Source organism: Thalassovita sp., from assembly GCF_963691685.1.
Taxonomy (GTDB): Bacteria; Pseudomonadota; Alphaproteobacteria; order Rhodobacterales; family Rhodobacteraceae; genus Thalassobius.
Genome location: NZ_OY829290.1, coordinates 4,286,546 through 4,312,820 on the forward strand (window position 1 = coordinate 4,286,546; position 26,275 = coordinate 4,312,820).

Sequence of the window (26,275 nt, forward strand, 5' to 3'; positions counted from 1 at the left end):
AAAGGAGCACCCATGCTTGCCAAAGAAGCCGCATCACACCTTGGAATATCGCAACGCATGCTGCGCCACTACGAAACCTCCGGCCTGATGGAGGTGCCCCGGCACACAAACGGCTACCGGCTTTATCGGCCCGCTGACCTGCGCCGGGCGGAACGGATCCGTGATTTCATCGCAGCCGGATTTTCAACGCGTGAGGTCTATGCCATGCGCGACTGTCTTAGCGATCAGGGCACCGGCCCCTGTGAGGGCGGCATCAAAAAGATGCAGGAGAAGCTGGATCACATCGACCGCCTGCAGAGCGACCTATCAAAACGGCGCGCCACGATCCTGCTGCGCATCAAGGATATGGAGGCCGGGTTGGCCGACGCAAAGGCACCCACACCCGAAATGGTGGATTAAAACGGCGCCTTTGCGCGGAACGACATGCCCTTGCCACTTTCGGGATGATTGATCCGCAGCTCCTCAGAATGCAGCATCAAGCGCGGATGATCCGCGGCCGCCCCGGTGGCATAGAGCGGATCGCCAAGGATCACATGACCAAGCGCCAGCATATGCACCCGCAGCTGATGGCTGCGGCCCGTTTTCGGGGTCAGGCGCACCCGGGTTTCCACATCTGATGCCTTCAACACCCGCCAGTTGGTGATCGCCTCTTTGCCGTTTTCATGGTCCACCATCTGACGCGGGCGATTGGGCCAATCCACGATCAACGGCAGATCCACGGTGCCAGTTTTCTCAGCGATGCGGCCGTCGACGCGGGCGATGTAGCTTTTCTTCGTGGTGCGCTTTTCAAATTGCATCGACAGGCTACGCTGCGCATGTGGTGTCAGGCCAAAGACCATCACCCCTGAGGTATCCCGGTCCAACCGATGCACCAGCAGCGCCTGCGGGAAAACAGCCTGCACCCGGCTGATCAGGCAATCGGCCAGATGTTCACCGCGCCCCGGAACCGACAACAGGCCGGAGGGTTTGTTAACAACCACGATCTCATGATCCTCATGCAGGATCTCCAACGGGTCGTTTGGCGGGGCATAGGGTGTGATTTCCATGCCGCGCTGATACGCCTTTGCCCTGTGTGAGGCAAGCTAGCCGCGCGATTTGCGCAGCCCCTGCACCATCGGCACCGTGTAGATCACCAAGGCCGCCCAGATCAGCGGGAAGGCAATCATCCGCGCCCGGTCAAAAGGTTCGTCAAAGACCAGCACCGCCAACAGGAAAATCATCGTTGGGGCGCTGTATTGCAGGATGCCAATGGTCGACAACCGCAACAGCTTGGCGCCATTTGCGTAAAGGATCAGCGGCACAGCCGTGACCACGCCCATCCCCAGGAGGAGCGAGGTATCGCTGAGTGACGCGCCAAGATGCCCCTGACCGGTCGCCGCCAGATAGCCGACATAGGCAATCGCAAAAGGCAGCAGGATCAGCACCTCCAGCAGGAAACCCTGGTTCGGGCCAATCGGCAGGCTTTTCTTGAAAAACGCATAGAACCCCCAGCTGACCGTCAGACCCACCGCAGGCCAGGGCAGCGAACCGGCGTCATACCACAGCACCCCAACAGCCACCGCCGCCAGCGAGATGGCTAACCACTGCGCCCGGCTTAGCCGTTCGCCCAGCAGCATTGCCCCCAGTGCGACGGAAAACAGCGGGTTGATGTAATAGCCCAGCGCTGCATCCAACGCCCGGTCCGCCGCAATCGACCAGACGTAGATGCCCCAGTTGATCGACACCAGAACAGCCGTCACACAGGCCATCGCCAACATGCGCGGCGTGCGCAGGGCCAGGAACAGATCGGCGGTGCGGCGGCGATAGATCAACAGGGCGGCGGCCAGCGGCACCGCCCAGATCACCCGGTTGGCCACAACCTCAACCGCGGGAATATGATCCACCAGCTTCATGTAGAGCGGCAGAAAGCCCCAGATCACATAGGCCCCCATCGCATAGGCAAGACCCTGCGGTGTATCGACATTCTGATCGCTGCTCTGAGACATCTATCGCTCCTCCTGAAACGGCCCTATCGGCAATGGCCGGGATTGGAAAGACCGCAAGGCTGCGGTCTTGCCTTTGTGGAACATGGGCGTAAGCTTGCGCCCCGCTCAGCGTTCCTGTTTCAGGCCGTCGTCTAGCAGGTAGTAATCTGCCTTGTCGGAAACAAAGATATGGCGCCCCAGCGTGATCCCCGTTGGCCCATCAATCGCCCCCAGGGCAAAGCTGATGTAATCGGGATCCTGCGCCCCCACCCAGAACAGGAAAGATCCGCAATCCGGGCAGATGCCGCGTTCGGCTTTTTCGCTGAGGCGCAGCCATTTGATCGGCCCCTCAATCTCAAACGCTTCGCGGCGCACATGGGCCGAGGCCCAAGCGTGGCCCGACATCTTGCGGCATTGGCCGCAGTGGCAGACCGCTGCCCCTTTCGGCACCCCGGTAGTGGTGAAATGGATCTGCCCGCAGGCGCAGCTGCCTTTCAAAACATCATTCATTTACACGCCCTCACGGTTGGAATTGGCAAAGCTGGCTTTCAGGATCACCGCCAGTTGATCCGCGTCTTCTTGTGTGAAGGCATCAGGCTGATCGCTGTCGAGGTCAAACACCCCGATCAACTGCCCCGCACCATTCCAGACCGGCAGCACCAGCTCTGATCGGGTGGAGGAGGCACAGGCGATATGACCCGGGAAGGCTTCGACGTCGGGCACCAGCTGCACCTCACCAGTACGCGCGGCGGCCCCACAGACGCCCCGGGCAAAGGGGATCACCAGACAGCCATGACCGCCCTGATAGGGACCGATCTTCAACAGTTCCGGCGCGGTCACGCGGTAAAACCCGGTCCAGTCAAAACGGTCATCGCTGTGATGCACCTCACAGGCCAATGTGGCCATGATGGCAACCTCATCGCTTTCGCGTTCCACAAGGGCAGCGATGGTTTTGGACAGGGTGTCATAGTCGACGCGCATGGGGGGCCTCCAACTGAATTACCCGCCAATCTATCCGGCGCAATGGCCAAAGGTGCAAGGGGAGCTGCGCCTATTTCTTGTGCCTCATCGCACAGGGCACGGTGCGCCGGTTTACCCCTGCAAGACCTGCCGCAGCCACGCTGCCGCCTGATCAATGGCCACATCGGCCTCAGGGATTACCTTGGTGAGGTTAAGGAAACCATGAACCTGACCCTCAAACCGGGCGAGGGTCACGGCGCTGCCGGCCTCTTCCAGACGTTTGGCATAGGCTTCCCCTTCGTCCCACAGGGGATCATGGCCGGCAATCAGCACAAAGGCGGGTGGCTGCCCGGACAGGTCCGGCGCCAGAAAGGGGGACACCCGGGGCTGTAGTCGGTCGACCTCCGGGCCCAGATAGAGATCCAGATAGCCCTCAATCCGGGCCAGCGACAACAGGGGATGATCGGCAAAGGCCTTGATCGACGGGGTTGTCAGCCTCCCATCTACGGCCGGGTAAAACAACAGCTGCGCCGCGGGCATCCGGCGCTTGTCCTGCGACAGACTCCAGAGCAGGCTTGCCGTCAGGTTGGCGCCCGCACTGTCACCGCCCACCCCAATTTTATGACGGTCCACGCCCAGTGTTTCGGCTTGGGTATAAAGCGCCTGATAGGCCGCCATCACATCGTCGGGGGCCGCTGGGAACGGGTGCTCCGGCGCCAGACGGTAGCTGTAAGAAATCACCTGTATCCCCGCCCGCCGCGCCAGTTTGGCACAAAGCGCATCATGGGTGTCCAGACTGCCCTGAACCCAGCCCCCACCGTGGAAGTAAAGCAGCGTCGGCAAAGGCCCCTCAGCCGCATCTAACGGCCGGTAAATCCGCGCGGGCCGCTCCCCCGCTGCGCCCGGCAGGGTCACATCACGGCGCTGGACCTGCGGTTCCGGTCGATCAAACCGCGCCACAAACCCGGCCATCTGCACCCGGCTTTCTGCGACCGAAGGCGGCTGATTTGGATCCCGCACCAACCCCACCAATTGCGCCACAGAGGCCGCTTTGGGGTCTGCCCGCCGCCCCATGCACACCGGCAGAGCCGCATCCCAGAAATAGCGCGCCAGCCCTCTGGGCATGCGCACCAGCATCAATGCCCAGATCAGCTTTAACGTCTTCATGGTCCCTCCTGCCTTGCCTCGCGATACATTGGGCATTGCATGGGCATCGCGCAACAATAAGGCGAACCTGATTGCATCAGAAAAAGAAAAACCGGCCCGAAGGCCGGTTGGATCTGTCCACAGGAGGGAACTGGGTCAGACCAGCTCGATCGCAATCGCCGTGCCTTCGCCACCGCCGATGCAGATCGCGGCGACACCCCGTTTCAGCCCGCGCTTTTCCAAGGCGTTCAGCAGGGTCACCATGATCCGCGCGCCTGAGGCACCAATCGGATGGCCCAGCGCACAGGCACCACCATTGACGTTCACAACATCGCGGTGCAGCCCCATTTCACGCATGAAGGCCATCGGCACCACGGCAAAGGCTTCGTTCACCTCCCAGAGGTCCACATCGTCAACCGACCAGTCCAGACGCTCCAGCAGTTTCTTGGTTGCAGGCACCGGGGCGGTGGGGAACTGTGATGGCGCATGGGCGTGGCTGGCATGCCCCATGATCCGGGCGCGCACCTTGAGGCCCTGTGCCGCAGCCGCCTCTTCCGAGGCCAGCACCAATGCCGCCGCCCCATCCGAGATGGAAGAAGAGTTTGCCGCGGTCACCGTGCCATCCTTGCGGAAGGCCGGTTTCAGATGCGGGATCTTTTCCGGGCGGGCTTTTGCAGGCTGCTCATCGGTGGTGATGACATGTTCGCCGGTACGGTGGTGCAGGGTCAGTGGCGCGATCTCCCCCTCAAAGGCACCGGAACGTTCAGCCTCCAGCGCGTTTGACAATGAGGCCAGCGCGTATTGATCCTGCTCTTCGCGGGTGAACTGAAACGCCTCAGCGCAGTCTTCGGCAAAGGTACCCATCAGGCGGCCTTTGTCATAGGCGTCTTCCAGACCATCAAGGAACATGTGATCCAGCGTCTGCTGGTGACCGATCCGGGCGCCGCCGCGCATTTTGGGCAAGAGATAGGGCGCGTTTGACATGCTCTCCATCCCTCCCGCGATCATCGTGTCGGCATGGCCCAGCGCGATCTGGTCAAAGGCCATCATCGCCGCCTTCATGCCTGAGCCGCACATCTTGTTCAGCGTGGTGGCCGGCACCTCTTCACCCAGACCGCCAGCAAAGCCCGCCTGACGCGCCGGGGCCTGGCCCTGACCGGCAGGCAGAACACAGCCCATCAGCACCTCATCCACGGTGCTGGCGCCAGCATCCCCCAGGGCGGCACGGATGGCAGCGCCACCCAAAGTGGCGGCCTCCACCCCGTCAAACACCCCCTGAAATCCGCCCATCGGCGTGCGGGCCGCCCCTGCGATGACCACTGGCTTCATCTTGCATTCCTCCTTTGGCGCTGCCCCGGCCCGATGCTGGGTGCCGCGCAAATCCAAGTCATTGGCATTTTGTCTGGCGTTAATTGAACAAGTGTTCACTTAAAAGTCCAGAGCGTCTTGCCGCTAATTTCCCGCCCGGATCCCTGCAAACCATAGCATATCGCCCAAGAATCGCCCCATTGCGCCCGCAAAGCGGTCGAGAATCGCTGTCATAACAGGGTCTGTAGCTGCAATGGCTTCCCTCGGTGCCGCGCGAACACAGCCCCCACCCAGTGTGCGGTACCGAGGCATTTTCTTCCTTGAACTCAATCGCATCGCCTCTACCCTCTGCCCAAGTTTAAGGAGGGGAGCCCCGAATGCGCGATTTTCACCAACCCGGTCGATCCGAAGTTTATGCCGCCAATGGCATCTGTGCCACGTCACACCCGCTGGCGGCCAACGCCGCCGTTGATGTGCTGCGCCGCGGTGGCAACGCCATGGATGCGGCGATTGCCGGGGCTGTCCTGTTGGGGATTTGCGAACCGCAGATGACGGGGATTGGTGGCGACTGCTTTGTGCTGTTTTCGCCGGCAGGGTCCGATGACATTCTGGCGCTTAACGGTTCTGGTCGCGCGCCCGCAGCCGCTGATGCGGCCGCCCTGCGCGCCCGCGGGCTGCAAACGGTGCCGCTGACCGGACCCGAAGCGGTGACCGTGCCCGGCGCAATTGATGCCTTCTGCACCCTCAGCGAAGATCACGGCAAACTGGGGCTGGACGCCATTTTGGCCCCCGCCATTCACTACGCCGAAACCGGCGTCCCCGTGGCGCCCCGCGTTGCCTTTGACTGGGATGAAAATCAGGCGACCCTGCAGGGTCATGGCCGCACCCATTATCTGATCAACGGTGCCGTCCCCAAACTGGGCCAGCGGTTCGCCGCCCCCGGTCAGGCCGAGGTGCTGCGCCGCCTGGCCAAGGACGGGCCTAAGGCCTTCTATGAAGGGGAGGTTGCCGAAGATATGGTCGCTTGTCTGCGCGAGTTGGGCGGCGTTCACACGGTTGAGGATTTCGCCAACACCCGGTGCGATTACACCGATCCGGTCAGCGGTGATTACAAAGGGGTGGATCTGGTGGAGCACCCGCCAAATGGTCAGGGTGCCACCGCCAACCTGATGCTGAACATCCTGAAACACTTTGACATCGCATCGATGGATCCTTTCGGTACCGAACGCGCCCATATCGAAGCGGAGGCGGCAAAACTGGCCTATGACGCGCGCAATCGCTTCATTGCGGATCCGGCGATGACCACCATGCTGGAGCACATGCTGGCGCCGGAAACGGCGGCCAAGCTGGCCGCGCTGATCGATCCGAAAAAGGCCATGGCCAACCCGCACAGCCTGTCGGAATCTGTGCATAAGGACACGATCTATATCACTGTGGTGGATAAAGATCGGATGGCGGTTTCGCTGATTTATTCGATCTTCCACGGCTTTGGATCTGGCATTGCGTCTGAGAAATTCGGTGTCTTGATGCAGAACCGCGGTGCCGGTTTCACGCTGGAGGAAGGTCATCCAAATGAAATGCGCGGTGGCCACCGTCCGATGCATACCATCATCCCCGGTATGCTGCGCCAGAACGGCAAGGTCTTGATGCCCTTTGGTGTGATGGGCGGCGCTTACCAGCCCAACGGCCACGCGCGATTCCTGTCAAACATGGTTGATTTCGGTATGGGCCCACAGGAGGCGATTGATGCGCCGCGCTGTTTCTCGGACGACGGCGTGATGAAGGTCGAAAAAGGCTACAGCGATCAGGTCCGCCAGGAGCTGAGCGATATGGGCCATAAAGTTGAGGTGCCCCATGGCCCTATTGGTGGCGCGCAGGCGATCCGGATTGAGGATGACGTGCTGATCGGCGCCTCTGACCCGCGCAAAGACGGCTGCGCCATCGGCTACTGATCAAACCAAAAAAGCGGCCCTTACCGGGGCCGCTTCCACTCTGCCTGTGATCGGCAGTCGGATCAATTGAACCGGATCAGTTCAGCGAGAAATGCAACGGGTAATGGCCATCCTCAAAGGGGCCAAAAAGGTCCGGAATATCCGGGTGGCTGACCGGTTCGCCTGAGTAATCGGCCACCAGGTTCTGCTCTGACACATAGGCCACATAGTAGCTTTGATCGTTTTCAGCGAGCAGGTGATAGAACGGCTGTTCCTTGCGAGGGCGGCTGTCTTCGGGGATGGAGCGATACCATTCCTCGGTGTTGTTAAACTCAGGATCCACGTCAAAAACCACCCCGCGAAAGGGATGTTTTTTGTGCCGAACAACTTGGCCCAAATGATATTTTGCGCGCGATCTTAGCATCATCTTGCAGCCCCCATATCCCAGAGATAGACCTTTCGGGGGAGGCTGTCCATGTCTGACGGCAAATCTGAGGGAAACAGACTGTGAACCTAATTCTGACAGTGTTGGAAATCACCGCACCGGTGTTTTTCCTAGCGATGATCGGTTTTGTCTGGGTGAAGGCCGGCTTTGAATACCGCATCCGCTTTGTCACCCAGCTGGCGATGAACCTTGGCATTCCCTGCCTGATTTTCACCGCGCTGATGAAAACGCAGATTGAACCGCAGGCATTGGCGGATCTGACGTTGGCCTCCATCGCAGCTTACGGCGCGGTGACTGTCGCCGCCTATGGGCTGGTCAAACTGACCCGACTGGACGTGCGCACCTATCTGGCGCCGATCATTTTTGGCAACACCGGCAACCTGGGTTTGCCGCTGGCGATGTTCGCCTTTGGTGAGGTGGGCCTCAGCTACGCGGTGGTGGTGTTTGCGGTCATGGCGATCTGGTCTTTCACCTTTGGGGTCTGGCTGGTGGCTGGCGGCGGATCGCTGCTGAAGGTGATTAAGGAACCGCTGGTATCGGCAACCCTGCTGGGGGCGCTGTTCCTGTGGCAGGGCTGGCAGACGCCCTTGTTCCTGACCAACACACTGGAGCTGATCGGCCAGATGGCAATTCCTTTGATGCTGATCACGCTGGGGGTCGCTGTGGCGCGGCTGTCGCCGGGGCAGATCGGGCAGGCCACCTGGATTTCGCTGGTCAAATACCTGCTGTGCTTTGCGCTGTCCTATGTCATCGCGCAGGCCTTCCAGCTGGAACCGGTTGCCGCTGCGGTGCTGGTGATCCAGATCGCAACGCCGGTGGCCGTCTCATCCTACCTGCTGGCCGAGAAATACGGCGCGGATTCGGGATCGGTGGCGGGTCTGGTTGTTGTCTCAACCCTGATGTCGATCTGCGCGATTCCGCTGATGCTGGCGCTTTTGATCTGAAAATGGGGCAATTGTGATCACCTGCCCCATTTGCAGGACAGCCCCTTTGCGATAAACTGGGCCAAAAGAACAAATATAAAATTGAGAGCACGAGGCAGATGAGCAGAATCCTACGCCTGTTTGTGCTGATGATGGTTTTGGCGTCCTGCGGTGGTGGCAACTATTCGGCCCCACGCAATCTGGACAATGCCTGTTCGATCCTCAGCCAACGCCCGAAATACGCCCGCGCCTTCCGCGCGACCGAGCGCCGTTGGGGTGTGCCAATGCATGTGCAGATGGCCACCATCTATCAAGAGAGCAAATTTATCGGCAACGCCCGCACGCCCTACCGCTATGTGCTGGGGGTGATCCCGATGGGCCGCGTCAGTTCAGCCTATGGCTACAGCCAGGCGCTGGATGGCACCTGGGCCGAATATCAGCGCGACACCCGCAGCTATGGGGCGCGGCGCGATAACATCTATGACGCCTCGGACTTCATGGGCTGGTACATGAACAATTCGCGCGACCGCAACGGTATCGCGCTGAACAATGCCAAGCACCAATATCTGGCCTATCACGAAGGTCAGACCGGCTATAAGCGCGGAACCTATAAGCGCAAAAGCTGGCTGGTCCGGATCTCAAATGAGGTCGACAGCCGCGCCAAGATGTATCAGGCCCAGCTGCGCAGCTGCTCACGGTTCTGACGATCATCCGTTGAATGAAAAACGCCAGCGTGCCCCGGCCCGCTGGCGTTTTGCGTTTTGGCTTGTGGGCTGAGGGACCGACGCTCAGCGGCTGCGGCGCTCTTTCTCCACCCCGATATCGAAAATCTGGTTTGACAGTTTCACCGAACTGTCCAGCGCGCCCAAAACCACCGTGGTGGCCGAACCGGCATCATCCCGCACGATCCACTGGCGCAGCTGCACGGGATTGTCGGTGAACACGAGGCTGAGCGTGCCGTATTCCGGATGCTCAGGATCCTGCGCCACAACGGTGGTGGCGGTGCCATCATAGCTGTGGCCCACCACCATATTGGCGCGGCCCAGATTGATGTTGCGATCCAGGATCAGCTTCAGCGGCGTTTTCCCCAAGGGGTAGGTTTCCGGCTGCAGATTGCCGCGTGGATCGAAAATGGCCACGGTGCGCGCCTCGGCCAGAACCAAGGTTTTGTCCTGATCATATTCGAACCGGATCTTCCACGGCCGTTTCAGCATCAGCTGCCCGGTCATGATGGTGCCGTCATCACTGATCTGGGTGAAATCCGCCTGAGCAGTTTTCAGATCGTTCAGATAGGCCGACAGCTGGTTCAGCGAGATCTTCTCGGCCAAGGCCGGCAGTGCGCTGAGGCTCAACGCCGTCAGGGCGGCGACTGTGTAACGAAGTGTTTTCATACCAATAACCTAAGCAATTTCAGCACCGTCACCAGTGGGCGGTGGCTCACAAACATGTCAAATGGCAAAAAGCGGCCCATCTCTGGACCGCTTTGCAATTTCTCGCTGATTTACCCGGCCTCGGGCACCAGCACCTCCCGTTTGCCGACATGGTTGGCGGCAGAGACGACCCCTTCATCCTCCATCTGCTCCACCAATCGGGCGGCTTTGTTGTAGCCAATCGCCAGTTTCCGCTGGATGTAGGAGGTTGAGCATTTGCGGTCCTTGGCCACAATCGCCACTGCCTGATCATAAAGCGCATCTTCGCCATTGGTGTTGCCACCAAGGCCCAGAACCGCATCGATATTGTCGGCTTTTTCGTCCTCCGGACCTTCGACCACACCACCGATGTAATCCGGCGGGCCGTAGCTCTTCAGATGGTTGACGATTTCCTCAACCTCTTCGTCGCTGACAAAGGGACCGTGGCAACGGGTGATCTTGGCGCCACCGGCCATGTAGAGCATGTCGCCCATACCCAAGAGCTGCTCTGCCCCCATTTCCCCAAGGATCGTGCGGCTGTCCACTTTCGACGTTACCTGGAAAGAGATGCGAGTGGGGAAGTTTGCCTTGATCGTACCGGTGATCACGTCCACCGACGGACGCTGCGTCGCCATGATCAGGTGAATGCCCGAGGCACGCGCCATCTGCGCCAGACGCTGAATGCAGGCTTCGATCTCTTTACCCGCCACCATCATCAGGTCGGCCATCTCATCCACGATGACCACGATATAGGGCATTTTGACGGGGGTGATTTCCTCAGTCTCAAAGACGGGCTCACCAGTCTCATCGTCAAATCCGGTCTGCACCGTGCGGCTGAAGGTTTCGCCTTTGGCCAGCGCGTCCTCAACCCGGCTGTTGTAGCCGTCGATGTTGCGCACACCCATCTTGGACATCTTGCGATAGCGATCTTCCATCTCGCCCACTGTCCATTTCAGGGCGACCACCGCCTTCTTCGGATCGGTCACAACCGGCGACAGCAGATGCGGGATGCCGTCATAAACGCTGAGTTCCAGCATCTTTGGGTCGATCATGATCAACCGGCATTCCTCGGGCGTCAGCTTGTAGAGCAGGCTGAGAATCATCGTGTTGATCGCCACCGACTTACCCGAACCGGTGGTCCCTGCGATCAGCAGGTGGGGCATCTTGGCAAGGTTGGCGACAACCGGGTCACCGCCAATGTCCTTGCCCAGCGCCAGCGGCAGCTTTTGGTTGCTGTCGCCAAAATCACGGGCGGCCAGAATTTCACGCAGCACCACTTTTTCGCGGTTTTCATTCGGCAGTTCAATCCCGATCACGCTGCGGCCGGGCACGGTCGATACACGTGCCGACAGGGCCGACATGGATCGCGCGATGTCATCGGCCAGACCGATCACACGGCTGGCCTTCAGGCCCGGTGCGGGCTCCAGCTCATACATGGTGACAACGGGGCCGGGGCGGACACTGACGATCTCCCCTTTGACGCCGTAGTCATCCAGCACGTTTTCCAACATGCGCGCATTTTCCTCCAGCGCCTCATCACTCAGATGGTGGCGTTGGATCAGCGACGGGTTGGCCAGAAGGCCAAGCGGCGGCAGCTCATATTCCAGCCCCTTCTCCTCAAAGCTGAGCGCAGGCTGTGCCTCGGCTTTGGCGCGGCTGGAAGGCTGGATCGGCTTGCGGTTCAAGGGTTGCACAACTTTGCGCGGCTCAGGTGTGGGGATCGCGGTGCGCGGCGCTGCGACAGGCTGCGGCGCAGGTTGTGGGGCGGGCTGCACAGCAACGGGCTCCACTGCGGGCGCGACAACACCCTCATCAATCGAGGCTGCGATTTCCGCAATATCCGCCGCCAAAGGCTCCGCCACCGGTTCAGGCGCGGATTGCCACGACGCTGCAGAATAAGGCACCCCATCCTGCGGCATACCCTCTTGCGGCACGGCCTCAGCAAAGGGGTTTGTGCTGGTCGCTTGTGGCGTGTCGGCAGTTTGCATTGGCGCGGCGGCAGGGGCAGCTGCAACAGGGGCAGCCATAACGGGTGCAGTCAGTGGCGGTTCAGCCCGCAGGCCTGCGGTCAGGGGCGGCTCAGGTGGCAGTTCAGCCGGGCCGGCCGGTTGCGCCGGGCCTGCATCAGGGTTGAACACCAGCGGATCCGGCCCGCGGCCACGGCCCTTGGTCAGCGGCGCGACGGTTTCCACCTGCACCGCTGGGTTTGACCGCACCCGCGACTTGATCACATCAGCGATCTTGGCCTTAATCCGGTCATCGCCGGGCGCCGGAACATCCGGGGCCAGATCAGGCTGCACCATTTCGGGGGGTGGCAATTCCTCCGCCTCAACCGGATCCGAGCGGCGGATCAGGGTCGGCATACGTTTGAGCAAGCTTGGCTTTTCGGGCGCAGGTTCTTCTGCGGCCTCTTCCATAAACTCGATATCGTCTTCGTCCGTGACCTGCCATTCCTGCTCCTCGGCGAGGCGCTGTTTTTCTGCGCGACGTTCGGCACGGCTGGCCTGCATGGATTGCGCCTTGCCCATGGCACCATGGGCGCCGCGGCCCAACAAGGTCAGCAGCGCGGCATAGGTCATGATGACGCCAACAAGCAGGAAGCGGCCACCGCGTTTGACCTCTGGCAGGGTGAAGCCAAGAACAAAGATGCCCAGAACCAGCATCGCCACGGCCGTCAGCGCCGACAGCAGTTTCAGCGCCAGCGTCGACGGTACGATGGTCAGGGCAAAGCCAAGGATCGCATCACCAAACCGCCCGCCCAGACCATAGCCATGGTTCCAACCTTCACCGGGCAAGAGAGTGGCGGCATAGACCGAGGTCACGGCAATCAGGATCGGCAGGAAGACCAGACGGCCCACAGCCCGGTCCACACCATGATGCATCACCAGACGTGCGCCCCACGCCAAGGTGGTCATCGGCAGCACCCAGGCGCCCAAGCCCAGCATCACCGACAACAGAGCCGAGATGGAGGCCCCGGGACGGCCCAGCCAGTTCTGCACCGGCGCATCGGTGGAGGACAGGAAAGACGGATCCTCGGGCGTGTAGGAATAGATCATCGCGCCCATCGCCAGACCAACAAGGATCAGGACAATCCCCAGAAGCTCCTTGCCGCGTTTTTCCATTGCGGCCTGCATGTCACTGCCAAAAAGCGGATCGCGCCCACGTGCTTGATATGCCATCGCTGCCCTCGTTCCTTAACCGTAAATACATGACCGCAACGCTGTCAGCGCGCGTTCGACATCTTCGTTTGAATGCACCAAAGCGACCCGGATGTATTCCTTACCCGGGTTAAACCCATCCACCTCACGCGCCAGATAGGCGCCGGGCAGAACCCGCACTCCGGTCTCTTGCCAGAGCTTCAGCGCCGAGGCCTCACCATCCTTGACCGGCAGCCACAGGAAGAAGCCCGCTTCGGGGCTTTCATAGCCGGGAATGTCGCCGAAGATCCGATCCGCGATGGAGAATTTCTGCTGATAGAGGTGCCGGTTTTCCACCACATGCCCCTCATCCGCCCAGACGCGTTCAGCGGCGCGCTGCAAGGGCAGTGGCAAAGGTGCACCCGAATAGGCCCGCAACTGTTTGATACGTTTCAGGCTTTCGGGGCCACCGGCCACAAAGCCCGAGCGCAGGCCGGGCAGGTTCGATCGCTTCGAGAGCGAATGGAAAATCACCACCCGTTCAGGATCCGCACCCAGCTCTTGCGCCACGTCCAGCGCACCGGTTGGGGCTTCACCTCGGTAGATCTCAGAATAACATTCGTCCGCAAAGACACGGAAATCATACTGTTCGGCCAAACGGATCAGATCCGTCCAATACTGGCGGCTGGCCACCGCCCCCTGGGGGTTGGCGGGTGAACAGATATAGGCCGCAGCGACCCGGTTCAGCACCTCGGCCGGCAATGCAGTGTAATCGGGCAGATGGCCGCTTTCTTTGGTGGCAGGCACCATCATCGGTTCCGCCCCAACCGAAATCGCGCCGATCATGTAGACCTGATAAAAGGGATTGGGCAGCAGGATCACCGGGCGATCGCCGCCCTTCTGCTCAGGCACCAAGGCCATGCAGGCGTTATAAAGCCCCTCACGAGTGCCGTTGAGCACCATGATCTGGCTTCCGGCATCCAGCCCAACACCGTAACGGCGCTGGACCCAAACGCGAATCGCCTCCAGCAACTCGGGGGTGCCGTCATTGGGCGGGTATTTTCCGAAACCTTCGGCGTTTTCTGCAATGATATCAGCCACCCACGCCGGGAAAGCGTGTTTGGGTTCGCCAATGGTCATATGCATGGCTGCGCCGCCCGGTTCATGCACGTCCAACAAGGCGCGCAGACGCGGGAATGCATAAGCGGGAAGGTTCGAAAACCGCTCAGGAAACATCAGATTTTGCCTCAATGTATCGGGATCATTGTCGCCCCGTTTGCGTTGAGACTAGCCAAAAGGGCCCGCCGCGTCCAGTTCCGACGCGGCGGGCCCCTTTCTGTTGTGACCTTTTTGACGAAGCGGGTCAGGAATTTACACCGAAGTGCAACCCCCTCCTTAGCCGAGGGCCAGTGCCGCCTCTGCCGCTGCGGCAACGCGCAGCAAACGCTCCTCCTGCCCCGGCAGACCGTTCAGCAAAATACCACAACTCGCCACACCCGTGGGCAGGGTCACACCGCAGTTGCCCATCAGGTTGCCCACCCGGGTGTTTTGCAGCGCCAGCAGGTTTTCGGTGACGAAATAGGCATCGTCCTGCATCAGGCGATCCACCTTCGGCGGCAGAATGGGTGCCGTTGGGCACAGCACAGCATCAAAGCCCGCAACCCGCTCATACCAGACCGCCCGCAGCCGTTCGAGTTTCTGCCAGGCGGCCACGTAGTCCGCGGCGCCAACATCCTTGCCACCACGGAACCGTTCCAACACGCGGTCAAACATCAGGTCCGGGTTGGACTCAATCACATCACGCCATCTGCCATAGGCCTCCGCGGTGTAAAGCGGGCCGGCCATTGCCATGGCGTCGGCCACCTCAGGCGCATCGATTTTGACGATCTCCGCCCCGGCCTCAGCCAGCTTCGCAACCGCATCGTCAAAGGCCTTCATTGGCACCTCGCGGGTGTCCTCCAGCACCACGGTCTGCAACACAGCAAAGCGTTTGCCCTTCAGCGTGGCCCCGGTCAGATCGGCGGCTTTGCCCCCTTCCAGCATGGCCAGCATCAAGGCGGCATCTTCGACCGAACGGCACAGTGGGCCGATGGTGTCAAACTTGGCGCAGAGATCAACCACACCCTTCAGGCCAATCCGACCTGCGGTGGTCTTGAGCCCCACCAGATCGTTCCAGGCCGAGGGAATCCGCACCGATCCCCCGGTGTCAGACCCGATCCCGCAGGACGCCAGATCAAAAGCGACCGAGGTCGCCGCACCCGAGGAAGAGCCCCCCGAAACCGCATCATGATCATTCACACAGGGCGGCGTTGCGGTGACCGGATTCAGCCCCAGGCCCGAAAACGCCAGTTCGCTCATATGGGTTTTGCCCAGACAGACCAGACCCAGCGCCGTTGCGTTGCGCAGCACCGGCGCGTCCACTTCAGGGGTCCGCCCCTTCAACAGCGCCGATCCCGCCTCTGTCGCTACACCTGCCGAATCAAACAGATCCTTCCAGGAAATCGGCACACCGTCCAAGTCAGACAGGCGCTGCCCCGCTTTGGCGCGGGCACTTGCGGCCTCAGCCTCGGCCATGGCGCGATCCGCTGTTACCCGGGCATAGATCCGGTCCGCAAACGGATGTGAGGCAATGGCGCTCAGATAGGTCTCCGTCAGGGCAACGGGGTCAATCTCACCGCTGCCAATGCCCCGCCCCAGATCCGCGGCGCTTGCCTTCAACCAATGATCCATTTTTGCCTCCTGTTCATCTTGTCGCGACCGTAGCGACGCTGAGGCGCATGGACAATCCCGTGAAGCCACGCATATTGAGACACATGAAACATGACAGCGATATCCTGATCGTCGGCGGCGGCCTGAACGGCCCCGCTCAGGCCTTGGCTCTGGCGCAGGCGGGGTTCACCGTCACGGTGATCGATGCCCTGCCCCGCGCGGCGCAGCAGTCCGATAATTTTGATGGCCGCGCCTATGCGCTGGCGCTGGCCTCTCAACGTCTGCTGGACCGGATCGGTATCTGGGATCACGTCGCCGGCAATGCCCAGCCGATGTTGGATATCAAGGTCAGCGATGGCCGCGCGAGTGAAGGCCCGCTCAGCCCGTTTTTCCTGCACTTTGACCACAATGAGCTGGAAGAAGGCCCAATGGGCTACATGCTGGAGGATCGCTTCCTACGTCGCGCGCTGGCAGATGCAATGGCGGCAGAGCCCCGCATCACCGTGATGGATGGTACCAAGGTTGTGGCGCAGGACACCGGGCCGGCGGGCGTCGCGCTGCATCGGGACACAGGCGCAACGCTGACGGGCAAGTTGCTGATCGGCGCTGATGGGCGCAAATCCGGCACCGCAGAACGGGCGGGCATCAAGCGCAGCGGCTGGGACTACGGCCAGACCGCGCTGGTCTGCGCCATCTCGCACGAGCTACCCAACAACGGTGTTGCGCATCAGTTCTTCATGCCGCCGGGTCCCTTGGCGATCCTGCCGCTGCCCGGCAACATGTCCTCCATCGTCTGGTCGGAAACCCACGAAAAAGCCGCCGCGATCCACGGCCTGAGCGATGAAGATTACATGCAGGTGCTGCGCCCGCGTTTCGGCGATTTCCTGGGCAAGATCGACCTGGCAGGCCAACGCTTCACCTATCCGCTGAACCTGACGCTGGCCGATCGCTTCGCCGCAGAACGTCTGGTTCTGGTGGGTGATGCCGCCCATGGCATGCATCCCATCGCTGGTCAGGGCCTGAACGCCGGTCTGCGCGATATCGGCGCGCTGACCCAGGTGCTGCGCGACGCAAAACAACGTGGTGAGGATATCGCCAGTGAGTTGGTGCTGGACCGCTATCAGGAATGGCGCCGGTTCGATACCGCCAGCCTGGCCCTCAGCACCGATCTGACCAACAAGCTGTTTTCCAATGACAATCCGTTGCTGCGCTTTGCCCGCGATCTGGGCATGGGGGCGGTGAACGCCATGCCCGGCCTGCGCCGCGGCTTCATGCGCGAAGCGGCGGGCCTCACCGGGGATTTGCCTGACCTGATGCGCTGACGACGAATCGGCGACCGGCTCCGTCTTTCAACGTTTCCAAAATACTCGGGGGTGAATGGGGGCATCTTTGATGACCACAGAGGGGCACAGCCCCTCGCGCCCCATCTGCCTCAACTGCCAAGCCAAACCGCCACAGTTGCGCCTAGCCCTTACCGGACGCCCCTGCGATCACCTGATCCAACGCAGCCTTCAGCTGAGCCTCTTGATGCACCCGCAGCCGCACCGGCACGGTCACCACCTTCATCCGGAAGCTTTCAGGCAGCCGCACCGCATCCTTTTCCGTGGTCACCATCTGCAATCCGCGCAGCGCAGCCTCTTTTTCCAGCCGGGTCAGCAAACCGGGTGTCAGCGCCTGATGGTCATCGAGGGCCTCGGCCCGCACCAGATCAGCGCCCAGACCGCGCAGCGTGCGGAAAAACTTCTCAGGGTGGCCGATCCCGGCAAAGGCCAGAACCCGCATGCCTTCGAAATCGATCCCCATCTGCAGCGGCTCCAACGCGGCGGTGATATGAGGCAGGTCATATCGCTTGATCTCATCGCCCCATTGGGCCGCAAACGTGGCCTGCGCCGCATCATCGCCGATTGACAGCAGCAGATCGCCGCGGCGTAGCCCCGCCTCAACCGGTTCCCGCAAGGGCCCCGCCGGCAGGCACCGGCCATTGCCAAAACCTTTCGTCGCATCGACCACGATGATCGACAGATCCTTTTGCAGATCCGGGTTCTGGAAACCATCGTCCATGATGATCACACCGGCCCCCAGCTCCACCGCCAGACGCGCCCCGGCGGCGCGGTCTTTGGCGACCACCACCGTGGCAAATGCCGCCAGCAGCAAGGGTTCATCGCCGACATCTTCGGCGCTGTGGTCCAGTGGGTTGACCTGCACCGGACCTTCAAGCTGGCCGCCATAGCCACGTGACACCACAATGGGGCGCACACCGCTGCCCATAAGCATCATCAGCAGCGCAATCGCGGTCGGCGTCTTACCGGTGCCCCCCGCGTTCAAATTGCCCACGCAGATCACCGGCACCGGCGGGCGATAGCCCTGTGTCTTGGCCAGTCGTTTTGCAGTCAGGTGGGCATAAAGCGCCCCGAGCGGCGCCAACAAGCGGGCCCGCATACCCGGGGCCTCAGGCGGGCGATACCAGAAACGGGGTGGCTGCATCAGATCGCCCCCCCCAGATCCAAGGTGTCCTGGATCATCTCGATCACCTCATCCGTCACCTCAGCCCCGAGAGAGCTGACCTCCCAGCCCGCATGGGCCATCGCGGCCACCTGATCAGCCGCCGACAGCGTGTTCAACGCCGAGGCAAGGGTATCGGCATCCTTCACGATCCGCGCCGCCCCCGCGCTGACAAAGCGGCTGTAGGCATTGAGGTAGCGCCCCACATTGGGACCATAAAGAATGGCCGAGCCCAGCGCCGCCGGCTCATAAGGGTCACGCCCGCCAAACCCCGGCACCAGGGAGCTGCCCATGAAGGTCACAGGCGCCAGCCGGTACCAAAGACCCATTTCCCCACGCGTATCGGCCAACAGAACCTGCGTGTCCTCTTCAGGCGCCTGCCCTTCAGACCAACGGGCCACCTGCAAGCCCCAGCCGCGCAGCTTCTCCGCCATTTCAGCGCCTTGGGTTTCATCGTCAGGCACAAGGATCAGCAATTGCCGGTGTGACAGGCGCAGCGCCGCCTTGTGGGCCTGGCTGATCATGCCCAGCTCATCAAACTGCGCCATGGCGGCCAGCCAGACAGGGCGGTTGCCCAGGCATTTTGCCAGATCTTCGCGGGTTGCCTCTTCGCAGGGCAGGGCCGCGCCGCCCTCTTGCATCGCGCCGGAAACCTGAAGGTTGGCGCGCGAAATCCCGATCCGGCCCAGCCGTTGGGCCGCCGCCTGATCCACCGCGACAATCCGCGAAAACCGGTGCAGCACAGAACGGCTCATATCCGGCAGCCAGCGGAACCGCACATCCTCCAAAGCGTCCGCTTCGGCATCCAGCAAGAACATCACCAGATCCCGCCGGGCTGCCATCTCAATCGCGGCGGGGCGCAGATCGCCACTGGACCAAAGCCCCAGATCAGGCCGCCAATGGTCAAAAAACCGGGTGAGGTCTGGCACGGTGTCTTCGGGGATCACCTGCCAGTGCATATTGCCCTTCACATGATCCGGCCGGGGCAGCCCGGGCGGTGTGGTCAGCAACAGATGGACGCCGGGGCGCTGCGCTTCGAGCAGGGTAAACAGCTGCATCAGCGCCGCGGCTTTTTCCAATGTGGGCGCATGGGCCCAGATCAGCTCGCCCTCGGGGCGGGGACTGTCAAACGTCGGCGCCTCACGCGATCCGCGCCGGGCCAGGGCCATATAGGCCGCAAGACTGAGGGATCGCGCCATGACTTACCGATCTTAGCCGAGTTCTTCGGTCGCCGAGATTTCACGCTCTTCGTCACGCAGGCGGTGAATATGCGCGATGTAGTAACGCATATGCGCGTTATCGACGGTTTTCTGGGCTTCCGCCTTCCAGGCGTCATAAGCGCTCTGGTAGTTGGGGAACATGCCGACGATGTGAATGTTGTCGACGTCCTTGAACACGTTCTTAGACGGATCAACAAGTTCACCACCGAAAACAAGGTGCAGGCGTTGGGTCATGAGGAGATCTCCTGAAAAGGTCAGGCGCAATTTAGGCCCTGTGGGGTAGGGCTGCAAGCCACCGGGGCGTCGCCCGGCACCAAGATGCCTAAGGGTCTGATTAGGCGGGGTTTAACGCGGATCCCGCTGTGCCTGCGGCAGGTCTGCACGACGCCAGTCGCCAAAGCCCCCGCGCAGGGAGGCCACCTTCAGCCCCATGCGTTGGGCAATCTGCGCCGCCAGCAACGAACGCCACCCCGAGGCACAGTAGAACAGAAAGGTCTGATCTGAGGCGAACCAATCCTTATGGTAGGGGCTTTCGGGATCGATCCAGAACTCCAGCATGCCGCGGGGGGCGTGTTTGGCGCCGGGGATCAGGCCATCCCGTTCCAACTCACGCGGGTCGCGGATATCAACGAAGACCAGACCGGGATCCTCAAGACGCGCCGCGGCCTCTTCGATGGTAAGCGAGGAAACCTCGGCATCGGCTTCCGCCAAAAGCTGTTTGTACCCAATCGCCATGATGTGTTCCCCCTCAACCCGTTTGCTGTGTGCTGACCAACCGTTTTGACAGATCTGCGTGCAAAGCGGGGCCAGCGGCCACCACCCCTTTGACCTGCGGATGGGCGTTGTTGAACCGCAAAGGTGCGCCATGCATGTCGGTCACCTTGGCGCCTGCTTCGGTCAGGATCAGCGCGCCTGCTGCAATGTCCCATTCCCAGCTGTCGCGCAGCGTCAGCATGGCATCAAACCGGCCCTGCGCCACGAGGCTCAACCGGTAGGCCAGCGACGGGCGGTAGACCCGCTTCACATCTGGCACCACACCGTCAATCCAATGTTCCGGCGCATAGTTCGGCCGCGCCGACAGGACCGAGCAACCGCTGACCCCTTCGCGTGCCGTGACGCCAACCTGAGTGCCGTTCAGCGTGGTGCCCTGCCCTTTGGCCGCCGCATAAAGGCGATCCTTGGCCGGCAGCAACACAACGGCCGCGGTGATCTCGCCCCCTTGGGCCACCGCGATCGAATGCGCCCAGGCGTTTGAACCTTCGATGAAGCTGCGGGTGCCATCGATAGGATCGACGATAAACAGTTTTTCCTGATCCAGGCGGGTGCTGCCATCCTGGCTTTCCTCGGACAGCCAGCCATAGTCAGGCCGAGCACCCAGAAGTTCACGGTGCAGCACATCATTTACAGCAAGGTCCGCCTCAGTCACCGGGCCCAAATCGCCCGGCTTGTCCCAGGATTTCGCCTGTGGTCCGCTGTATTTCAGGGCTGTTTCCCCCGCCAGTCGGGCGGCGTGGATCAACAGGTCAAGATCAGTCGCCGGCAAGGGTCAGCCCCTCTACCAGAAGCGATGGCACAACCCGGCTGAGATGCAGCCGCGCATCATTGGCCGGGATGATCCGGCCCAACATGTCGCGCAGATTGCCAGCGATGGTGCATTCGTTCACCGGATACTGGATCTCACCGTTTTCCACCCAGAACCCTGATGCCCCACGAGAGTAATCACCGGTATTCGGATTGATCGTGGAACCGATCATCGAGGTGACCAACAGACCCGTACCCATCTGTTTCAGCAGATCGTCCCGGCTGGCATCGCCTTGGGTCAGGGCAATGTTCCACGGGCTCGGCGACGGTGGGGCCGAGGTGCCGCGCACCGCGTTGCCAGTGGATTGCAGCCCCAATTTGCGGGCTGTTGCCAGATCCAGCGTCCAACCGGTCAGCACACCGTCGTCAATGATCTTGCGCGGTTTGGTCGGCAACCCTTCGGCGTCAAACGGGCGCGAACCTGAGGTGCGTGGACGATGCGGATCCTCCAGCAGATCCATACCTTTCGGCAGCAGCTGCGTGCCCTCAGCGCCCAGCAACCAGGACGAGCCGCGGGCAATGGCGCTGCCGTTGGCGGCGGCCAGCAAATGGCCGATCAGGGTTGAGGAGATGCGTTCATCAAACAGCACCGGGTAACTGCCGGTCTGCGGTTTGCGCGCGCCCACCCGTTCCACACAACGCTTTGCGGCTGTTTCGCCAATGTCTTCGGGGCTACGCAGATCGCCCTGAAAAATCCGCATGTCGCCGTCATAATCCCGTTCCATGCCAGTGCCGGTGCCGGAAATGGCCACGCAGCTGACCGCACGGTCGCTGCGCTGATAGCCTCCGGCAAACCCGTTGCTGGCGGCCAGATAGACCTCACGGCTACCATAGGCGGCGGAACTGGATTGAACCTGTGTGACGCCGTCAACCGCCTGCGCAGACGCTTCGGCGCGGCGGGCATCTTCCTCCAAGGCGGCGGGGGCGGGCTCGGCGGTGTCGTCATAAAGTTCCAGCGCAGCCAGATCCCAGTCACGGGCCAGCTGATCGGGATCCGACAGGCCGATATGGGGATCCTCGGGCGCCTCTTTGGCCATCGCAACAGCCCGTTCTGCCATGGCCGCCATGGTTTCTGGCCGGGTGTCTGAGGCCGAAACATTGGCCTGCCGCTGCCCCACAAAAACCCGCAAACCGATATCGGTGCCCTCAGACCGTTCTGCCTGTTCCAGCACCCCATTGCGCACATCAATATTGACCGACGTGCCCGCCACCGCCATTGCATCCGCCGCATCGGCGCCCGCATCTTTGGCCGCTTTCAACAGGGCTTGGCTCAGCTCGGCAAGGGATTGGGTCATGGAAGCCTCTTTTTATCTCACCCCCTTGAGGTAGACCTTGCCGGGATCAGGTGCAAGTTTTGCGCGGGAAAACTTGGGGGGACTGCGGGATTTGGCCCAGACGGCCTCTCCGCAGTACAGGCGAGTCGCATGCAAAAAGGCCGGGGTGTCCCCCGGCCTTTTCAGAAAATTATCAAAGCAGCGCTTATTTCAGGCGCATGCCGTTGGCCATCACGTGGCCTTCGGCGTTCACCTCAATGGTGGATTTCAGGCTGTCTTCGCCTTCACCCGGCACGGTGAACATACCCATCATCATGCGCGCGCCCATCACGTCCTCTTCCGAGGCAAGGCCCATCGCAACCGCTTTGTCCATCAGCGCGTTGCCACCGGTCAGCGACAGTTCAACCGAACCTTCAGGGCGTGGCATACCGTCGAAGCTGACCTTGTCGGTGTTGTCGAAGGTAAAGGCACCGGCGCCGGTCAGTTCTGCACCAACCATGCTGACGTGGATGTCGTTGATCGAGACCGAGTGCAGTTCACCCGGCTCATCCATCATCATCGCTTCGGGAGCAAACAGATCGGCCAGGATCTTCACGGTGCCGGTCACGTCAAAGCTGACGGTGGCCGGGTCGCGCGGCAGCTGTTCGGTCGGGTCAAAAACCGACCACAGCATATCCGGCACAGCAAAATCAGCCAGCGTTACCGCCAGTTTGAAGTCCTGCTCTTCGTCAGCCATGGCCAGCGGGACGCTGATTTCCATGCTGGCTTCGCCCAGTTCATAAGACACCGGGAACGGCAGATCCGGCACCTGCATGCTGACGGCCGCGTCAAAGGCCTGCTGGCTCAGCGCGAATCCTTCGGCGTCGAAGGCCAGGCCAAATTCCCCGCTTGCAGCGTTTTGGGTGCCCGAGACACGTTCGCCATCTGCATTGATGTCAAAAGCAATATCTGCGCCGTTGTGGGCCAGACCAAAGTCCATTGCCAGACCCTGCGCCATGGCTTTGCCGAAGTCTTCCGGGTCCATCGCCATTGGGAAGGCCGTCAGGCTGTCAAAGGTCACATCGTTCAGCGTCGCGTTGATGATGGCGCCTTCTTCGCTGCCCATCGGGTCCTTTACGTCAACGTTGAGGATCAGCTGATCGGCGCTGAACTCCTGATCCGAGCTCATCAGCTCAGTGCCGGAAATCAGCGAGTTGCCGTTGGCATTCACCATGGTCACGCTGATGTCACCCAGGTTCATGGTCTGGCCTTCCGCCATGATCTCACCAACCGACATCTCAACCGAAGCCGCGGAATACGCGTAGTTGATCGCGTCAGGCTCACCCGAGGCAACCATGCTCAGACCGGTGGTGTTGTAGTTGATGTTGACTTGACCCTCTTCGCCGTCACCGGAGAATTTGGCCACAATCGGGTAAATCGCCGGCATTTCCAGCGCCACGGTACCGTCGCCTTTGTCCACAAAGGTGAAGCCGGGCATCGACACCTCAACGGAGCCATCTTCTTCCGGAATGACGATGTTCATCACCAGGTCCGAGATTTCCAGATCATTGCCCATCTGGGTCTCGGTTGCGCTGACCTCATAACCGAACGGCTCCATCTGCGAGAGCCAGCTTTCCCAGACCTCCTGAGGGGTCACATCGGCGTGGGCGACGGGGGCGCCCAGCATCAAAGCGGCAATCACCGGCGAGCAAAAAGTGAGTGGTTGTTTCATGAAATCGGCCTTTCTCTGTAAAAAATTAATTGCCAATAGCTTCCGCCTTAAAGTGAGTCTGGTCAAGGTCTGGGACTCTGGACCATCAGTCCGGACCAGTTTACCACTTGGGGTCAGCAAGGGAGTTAATGATGGCTGAATTCAAGAACAAGACCGTTTTGATCACGGGCGCCTCTCGCGGCATTGGCGAGGCGGCTTCCCGCCTATATGCCGAAGCGGGTGCCAATGTGGTCATGATGGCCCGCAGCGGCGACCGGATTGCCGCCATCGCCGAAGAGATCGGCGCCATGGCGCTGACCGGTGATGTGGCCAGCTACACTGACATGCAGGGCGCTATCGCCCAGACCGTCGCCAAATTCGGCAGCCTCGACATCCTGATCAACAACGCTGGCGTCATTGAACCGATCGGACCACTGGCAGATGTCACCCCCGAAGGCTGGGGCGCGGTGATCGATATCAACGTCAAAGGTGTGTTCAACGGCATGCACGCGGCCCTGCCCGTGATGGCCCAAGCCGGTGGCGGCACCATCATCACCATCTCTTCAGGCGCGGCGCATAACGCCCTGGAAGGCTGGAGCGCCTACTGCACCTCCAAGGCGGGGGCGGCGATGCTGACCCGCTGCGCCGATCTGGAATACCGCGGCAAAGGCATCCGTATCATGGGCTTGTCGCCGGGTACCGTGGCCACCCAGATGCAAAAAGACATCAAAGCCAGCGGCATCAACGCCGTCTCGCAGCTGAACTGGGAAGATCACATTCCCGCCGACTGGCCCGCACGCTGCCTGATGTGGATGTGCGGTCCGGCTGGCGATGATCTGCTGGGTCAGGAAGTCAGCCTGCGCGACGAAGATGTGCGCAAGGCGGTTGGCCTCGTATGATTGAGGTCATCGATCAGGACGGCTGCCGGATCGTCACCATCAACCGCCCTGACAAGGCAAACTCGCTCACCTCCGCGATGCTGGAACGGCTGTGCGAGATTGCCGAGGGCGCGCATGAGGTGCCGGTGCTGATCCTGACGGGGGCCGGCAAAGTGTTCTCCGCCGGTGCGGATCTGGATGAGGCCCGGGCGGGCCTTGCCACCTCCCCTTTGTGGGAACGGCTGTCGGGCGCAATTGCAGCGCTGCCGGGTCTGACAATCGCAGCGCTCAACGGCACTTTGGCGGGGGGTGCCAACGGCATGGCCCTGGCCTGCGACCTGCGTCTGGCGGTTCCGACGGCAAAATTTTTCTATCCGGTGATGAAGCTGGGCTACCTGCCTCAGCCGTCTGACCCGGCGCGTATGGCCGCGCTGATTGGTCCGGCCCGCACCAAACTGATCCTGATGGGTGGGCAGAAAATCATGGCCGAAGAGGCCCTGCGATTCGGGCTGATCGACCGGATCATTGACGGTGACGTCGTGGCCGCAGCACGCGAGATTGCCGACGATACGCTGAATGCAGACCCAGATGTGGCCCGCGCGATCAAAGCCATGTGCAGTGGCGCGTCCGGTGGGCAGTGACCTGTGGACGAGGATTGGCGCAACTGGGAAGAGGACGGGCTAGATTTTGAAGACGCTCTTGCCGAGGCGATTGAGGCCTGGGATGGCAAATCCAAAGCCGCGATTGCCGAGGTCCATGACATCCTGTCCGACGCGGACGAAGACTACTTGGAAATTCTGGTCGGCTATGCGGCGGAGGATGACCTGTCAGACGGGGCGACCTGGCTGTTGAAACACGCCTTGGAAAAAGGCGCCGCCGTCAGTGACCTGCCAGACCTCTCCAGCGCGTTAGAGGCAGCCACCCGGTCCACCAGATGGCCAACACAGCTGCACCTGCTGCAGATCCTGCCCCGTCTGGACCTGACGGGGGACCTGCGCAAACCTGCACAGGGTTTGGTGTTCACCGCCCTTGCCAGCCCGCGTGCCATGGTGCGGGCCTGGGCCTATGCAGGGGCGGATCAACTGGCCGTGGCCCATGCCGACCTGCGGATGCGGGTGATGAAAATCCTCGACCGGGCCCGGGAAGAAGAAACCGCAGCCTCAATCCAGGCCCGACTGCGGCAGTGCAAATTCTGACC

Annotated in this window: 26 protein-coding genes; 8 read left to right on the forward strand and 18 right to left on the reverse strand. The window is 61.4% G+C overall.

The window, feature by feature from the left end:
* Positions 1 to 12: 12 nt before the first annotated feature.
* Positions 13 to 399 carry a MerR family transcriptional regulator gene (locus ACORLH_RS20810; RefSeq protein ID WP_321830251.1) on the forward strand — a complete coding sequence of 129 codons (387 nt, stop codon included), beginning with the start codon at positions 13 to 15 and terminating at the stop codon, positions 397 to 399.
* On the opposite strand, the gene ACORLH_RS20815 is transcribed toward ACORLH_RS20810, so the two are convergent.
* The 6 genes from ACORLH_RS20815 to ACORLH_RS20840 form a co-directional block, all read right to left on the reverse strand.
* Positions 396 to 1,046: an RluA family pseudouridine synthase gene (locus ACORLH_RS20815; protein WP_321830252.1), complete on the reverse strand. Its 651-nt coding sequence runs from the start codon at positions 1,044 to 1,046 to the stop codon at positions 396 to 398. The genes ACORLH_RS20810 and ACORLH_RS20815 overlap by 4 nt on opposite strands.
* 36 nt (positions 1,047 to 1,082) lie before the next feature.
* Positions 1,083 to 1,985, reverse strand: a complete 903-nt coding sequence (gene rarD / locus ACORLH_RS20820) for an EamA family transporter RarD (RefSeq protein WP_321830253.1) — start codon at positions 1,983 to 1,985, stop codon at positions 1,083 to 1,085.
* Between the two features lie 105 nt (positions 1,986 to 2,090).
* Entirely contained in the window at positions 2,091 to 2,474 is a 384-nt protein-coding gene (locus tag ACORLH_RS20825) for a GFA family protein (protein WP_321830254.1), read from the reverse strand.
* Entirely contained in the window at positions 2,475 to 2,945 is a 471-nt protein-coding gene (locus ACORLH_RS20830; protein ID WP_321830255.1) for a GAF domain-containing protein, read from the reverse strand.
* 111 nt (positions 2,946 to 3,056) lie between these two features.
* Positions 3,057 to 4,091, reverse strand: a complete 1,035-nt coding sequence (locus tag ACORLH_RS20835; RefSeq protein WP_321830256.1) for an alpha/beta hydrolase — start codon at positions 4,089 to 4,091, stop codon at positions 3,057 to 3,059.
* A gap of 135 nt (positions 4,092 to 4,226) precedes the next feature.
* A complete protein-coding gene (locus ACORLH_RS20840) occupies positions 4,227 to 5,399 on the reverse strand; it encodes an acetyl-CoA C-acyltransferase (protein WP_321830257.1) in 1,173 nt (390 codons plus the stop codon).
* Positions 5,400 to 5,755: 356 nt separating this feature from the next.
* On the opposite strand from ACORLH_RS20840, the gene ACORLH_RS20845 reads away from it, so the two are divergent.
* Complete coding sequence (locus ACORLH_RS20845; RefSeq protein WP_321830258.1) at positions 5,756 to 7,330, forward strand: gamma-glutamyltransferase family protein; 1,575 nt, start codon at positions 5,756 to 5,758, stop codon at positions 7,328 to 7,330.
* A 76-nt stretch (positions 7,331 to 7,406) separates the two neighbouring features.
* Here ACORLH_RS20845 and hspQ read toward each other — a convergent pair whose 3' ends face one another.
* Positions 7,407 to 7,733, reverse strand: coding sequence for a heat shock protein HspQ (hspQ, locus tag ACORLH_RS20850; protein WP_058244472.1), 327 nt, complete (start codon positions 7,731 to 7,733; stop codon positions 7,407 to 7,409).
* 83 nt (positions 7,734 to 7,816) lie between these two features.
* Here hspQ and ACORLH_RS20855 point away from each other — a divergent pair, with 83 nt between their 5' ends.
* Together ACORLH_RS20855 and ACORLH_RS20860 are read left to right on the forward strand one after the other, a co-directional pair.
* Entirely contained in the window at positions 7,817 to 8,698 is an 882-nt protein-coding gene (locus ACORLH_RS20855) for an AEC family transporter (protein WP_321830259.1), read from the forward strand.
* A 98-nt stretch (positions 8,699 to 8,796) separates the two neighbouring features.
* On the forward strand, positions 8,797 to 9,381 hold the full coding sequence (locus ACORLH_RS20860) for a lytic transglycosylase (RefSeq protein ID WP_321830260.1): 585 nt from the start codon (positions 8,797 to 8,799) through the stop codon (positions 9,379 to 9,381).
* An 84-nt stretch (positions 9,382 to 9,465) separates the two neighbouring features.
* On the opposite strand, the gene ACORLH_RS20865 is transcribed toward ACORLH_RS20860, so the two are convergent.
* The 4 genes from ACORLH_RS20865 to ACORLH_RS20880 form a co-directional block, all read right to left on the reverse strand.
* Entirely contained in the window at positions 9,466 to 10,068 is a 603-nt protein-coding gene (locus tag ACORLH_RS20865; RefSeq protein WP_321830261.1) for an outer membrane lipoprotein carrier protein LolA, read from the reverse strand.
* 110 nt (positions 10,069 to 10,178) lie between these two features.
* On the reverse strand, positions 10,179 to 13,265 hold the full coding sequence (locus ACORLH_RS20870; protein ID WP_321830262.1) for a DNA translocase FtsK: 3,087 nt from the start codon (positions 13,263 to 13,265) through the stop codon (positions 10,179 to 10,181).
* 15 nt (positions 13,266 to 13,280) lie between these two features.
* A complete protein-coding gene (locus tag ACORLH_RS20875) occupies positions 13,281 to 14,459 on the reverse strand; it encodes an aminotransferase class I/II-fold pyridoxal phosphate-dependent enzyme (protein ID WP_321830263.1) in 1,179 nt (392 codons plus the stop codon).
* A 159-nt stretch (positions 14,460 to 14,618) separates the two neighbouring features.
* Positions 14,619 to 15,953, reverse strand: a complete 1,335-nt coding sequence (locus tag ACORLH_RS20880; RefSeq protein ID WP_321830264.1) for an amidase — start codon at positions 15,951 to 15,953, stop codon at positions 14,619 to 14,621.
* Between the two features lie 47 nt (positions 15,954 to 16,000).
* Here ACORLH_RS20880 and ACORLH_RS20885 point away from each other — a divergent pair, with 47 nt between their 5' ends.
* A complete protein-coding gene (locus ACORLH_RS20885; RefSeq protein ID WP_321830265.1) occupies positions 16,001 to 17,254 on the forward strand; it encodes a UbiH/UbiF/VisC/COQ6 family ubiquinone biosynthesis hydroxylase in 1,254 nt (417 codons plus the stop codon).
* Between the two features lie 142 nt (positions 17,255 to 17,396).
* Here ACORLH_RS20885 and lpxK read toward each other — a convergent pair whose 3' ends face one another.
* From lpxK to ACORLH_RS20920, 7 genes are all read right to left on the reverse strand, one after another.
* Positions 17,397 to 18,416: a tetraacyldisaccharide 4'-kinase gene (gene lpxK, locus ACORLH_RS20890; protein ID WP_321830266.1), complete on the reverse strand. Its 1,020-nt coding sequence runs from the start codon at positions 18,414 to 18,416 to the stop codon at positions 17,397 to 17,399.
* Positions 18,416 to 19,633, reverse strand: a complete 1,218-nt coding sequence (locus ACORLH_RS20895; RefSeq protein ID WP_321830267.1) for a 3-deoxy-D-manno-octulosonic acid transferase — start codon at positions 19,631 to 19,633, stop codon at positions 18,416 to 18,418. The genes lpxK and ACORLH_RS20895 overlap by 1 nt, the downstream gene beginning before the upstream one ends.
* A gap of 12 nt (positions 19,634 to 19,645) precedes the next feature.
* On the reverse strand, positions 19,646 to 19,888 hold the full coding sequence (locus tag ACORLH_RS20900; RefSeq protein ID WP_058244453.1) for a DUF4170 domain-containing protein: 243 nt from the start codon (positions 19,886 to 19,888) through the stop codon (positions 19,646 to 19,648).
* 111 nt (positions 19,889 to 19,999) lie between these two features.
* Complete coding sequence (locus ACORLH_RS20905; RefSeq protein ID WP_321830268.1) at positions 20,000 to 20,389, reverse strand: rhodanese-like domain-containing protein; 390 nt, start codon at positions 20,387 to 20,389, stop codon at positions 20,000 to 20,002.
* Between the two features lie 13 nt (positions 20,390 to 20,402).
* Positions 20,403 to 21,197, reverse strand: coding sequence for a 3'(2'),5'-bisphosphate nucleotidase CysQ (locus ACORLH_RS20910; RefSeq protein ID WP_321830269.1), 795 nt, complete (start codon positions 21,195 to 21,197; stop codon positions 20,403 to 20,405).
* Positions 21,184 to 22,530, reverse strand: coding sequence for a TldD/PmbA family protein (locus ACORLH_RS20915; protein WP_321830270.1), 1,347 nt, complete (start codon positions 22,528 to 22,530; stop codon positions 21,184 to 21,186). Before ACORLH_RS20915 ends, ACORLH_RS20910 begins: the two co-directional genes overlap by 14 nt.
* Positions 22,531 to 22,714: 184 nt before the next feature.
* Positions 22,715 to 24,220: a DUF2125 domain-containing protein gene (locus ACORLH_RS20920; protein WP_321830271.1), complete on the reverse strand. Its 1,506-nt coding sequence runs from the start codon at positions 24,218 to 24,220 to the stop codon at positions 22,715 to 22,717.
* Between the two features lie 131 nt (positions 24,221 to 24,351).
* Between ACORLH_RS20920 and ACORLH_RS20925 the strand changes: the two genes are divergently transcribed.
* The 3 genes from ACORLH_RS20925 to ACORLH_RS20935 are packed head-to-tail and all read left to right on the forward strand — an operon-like array spanning position 24,352 to position 26,273.
* The gene (locus ACORLH_RS20925) at positions 24,352 to 25,098 is read left to right on the forward strand and encodes an SDR family oxidoreductase (RefSeq protein WP_321830272.1); all 747 of its coding nucleotides are present in this window, start codon (positions 24,352 to 24,354) and stop codon (positions 25,096 to 25,098) included.
* Positions 25,095 to 25,718, forward strand: a complete 624-nt coding sequence (locus tag ACORLH_RS20930) for an enoyl-CoA hydratase/isomerase family protein (protein WP_321830273.1) — start codon at positions 25,095 to 25,097, stop codon at positions 25,716 to 25,718. The genes ACORLH_RS20925 and ACORLH_RS20930 overlap by 4 nt, the downstream gene beginning before the upstream one ends.
* Before the next feature lie 3 nt (positions 25,719 to 25,721).
* Positions 25,722 to 26,273 carry a hypothetical protein gene (locus ACORLH_RS20935; protein ID WP_321830274.1) on the forward strand — a complete coding sequence of 184 codons (552 nt, stop codon included), beginning with the start codon at positions 25,722 to 25,724 and terminating at the stop codon, positions 26,271 to 26,273.
* The last annotated feature ends 2 nt before the right edge of the window (positions 26,274 to 26,275 follow it).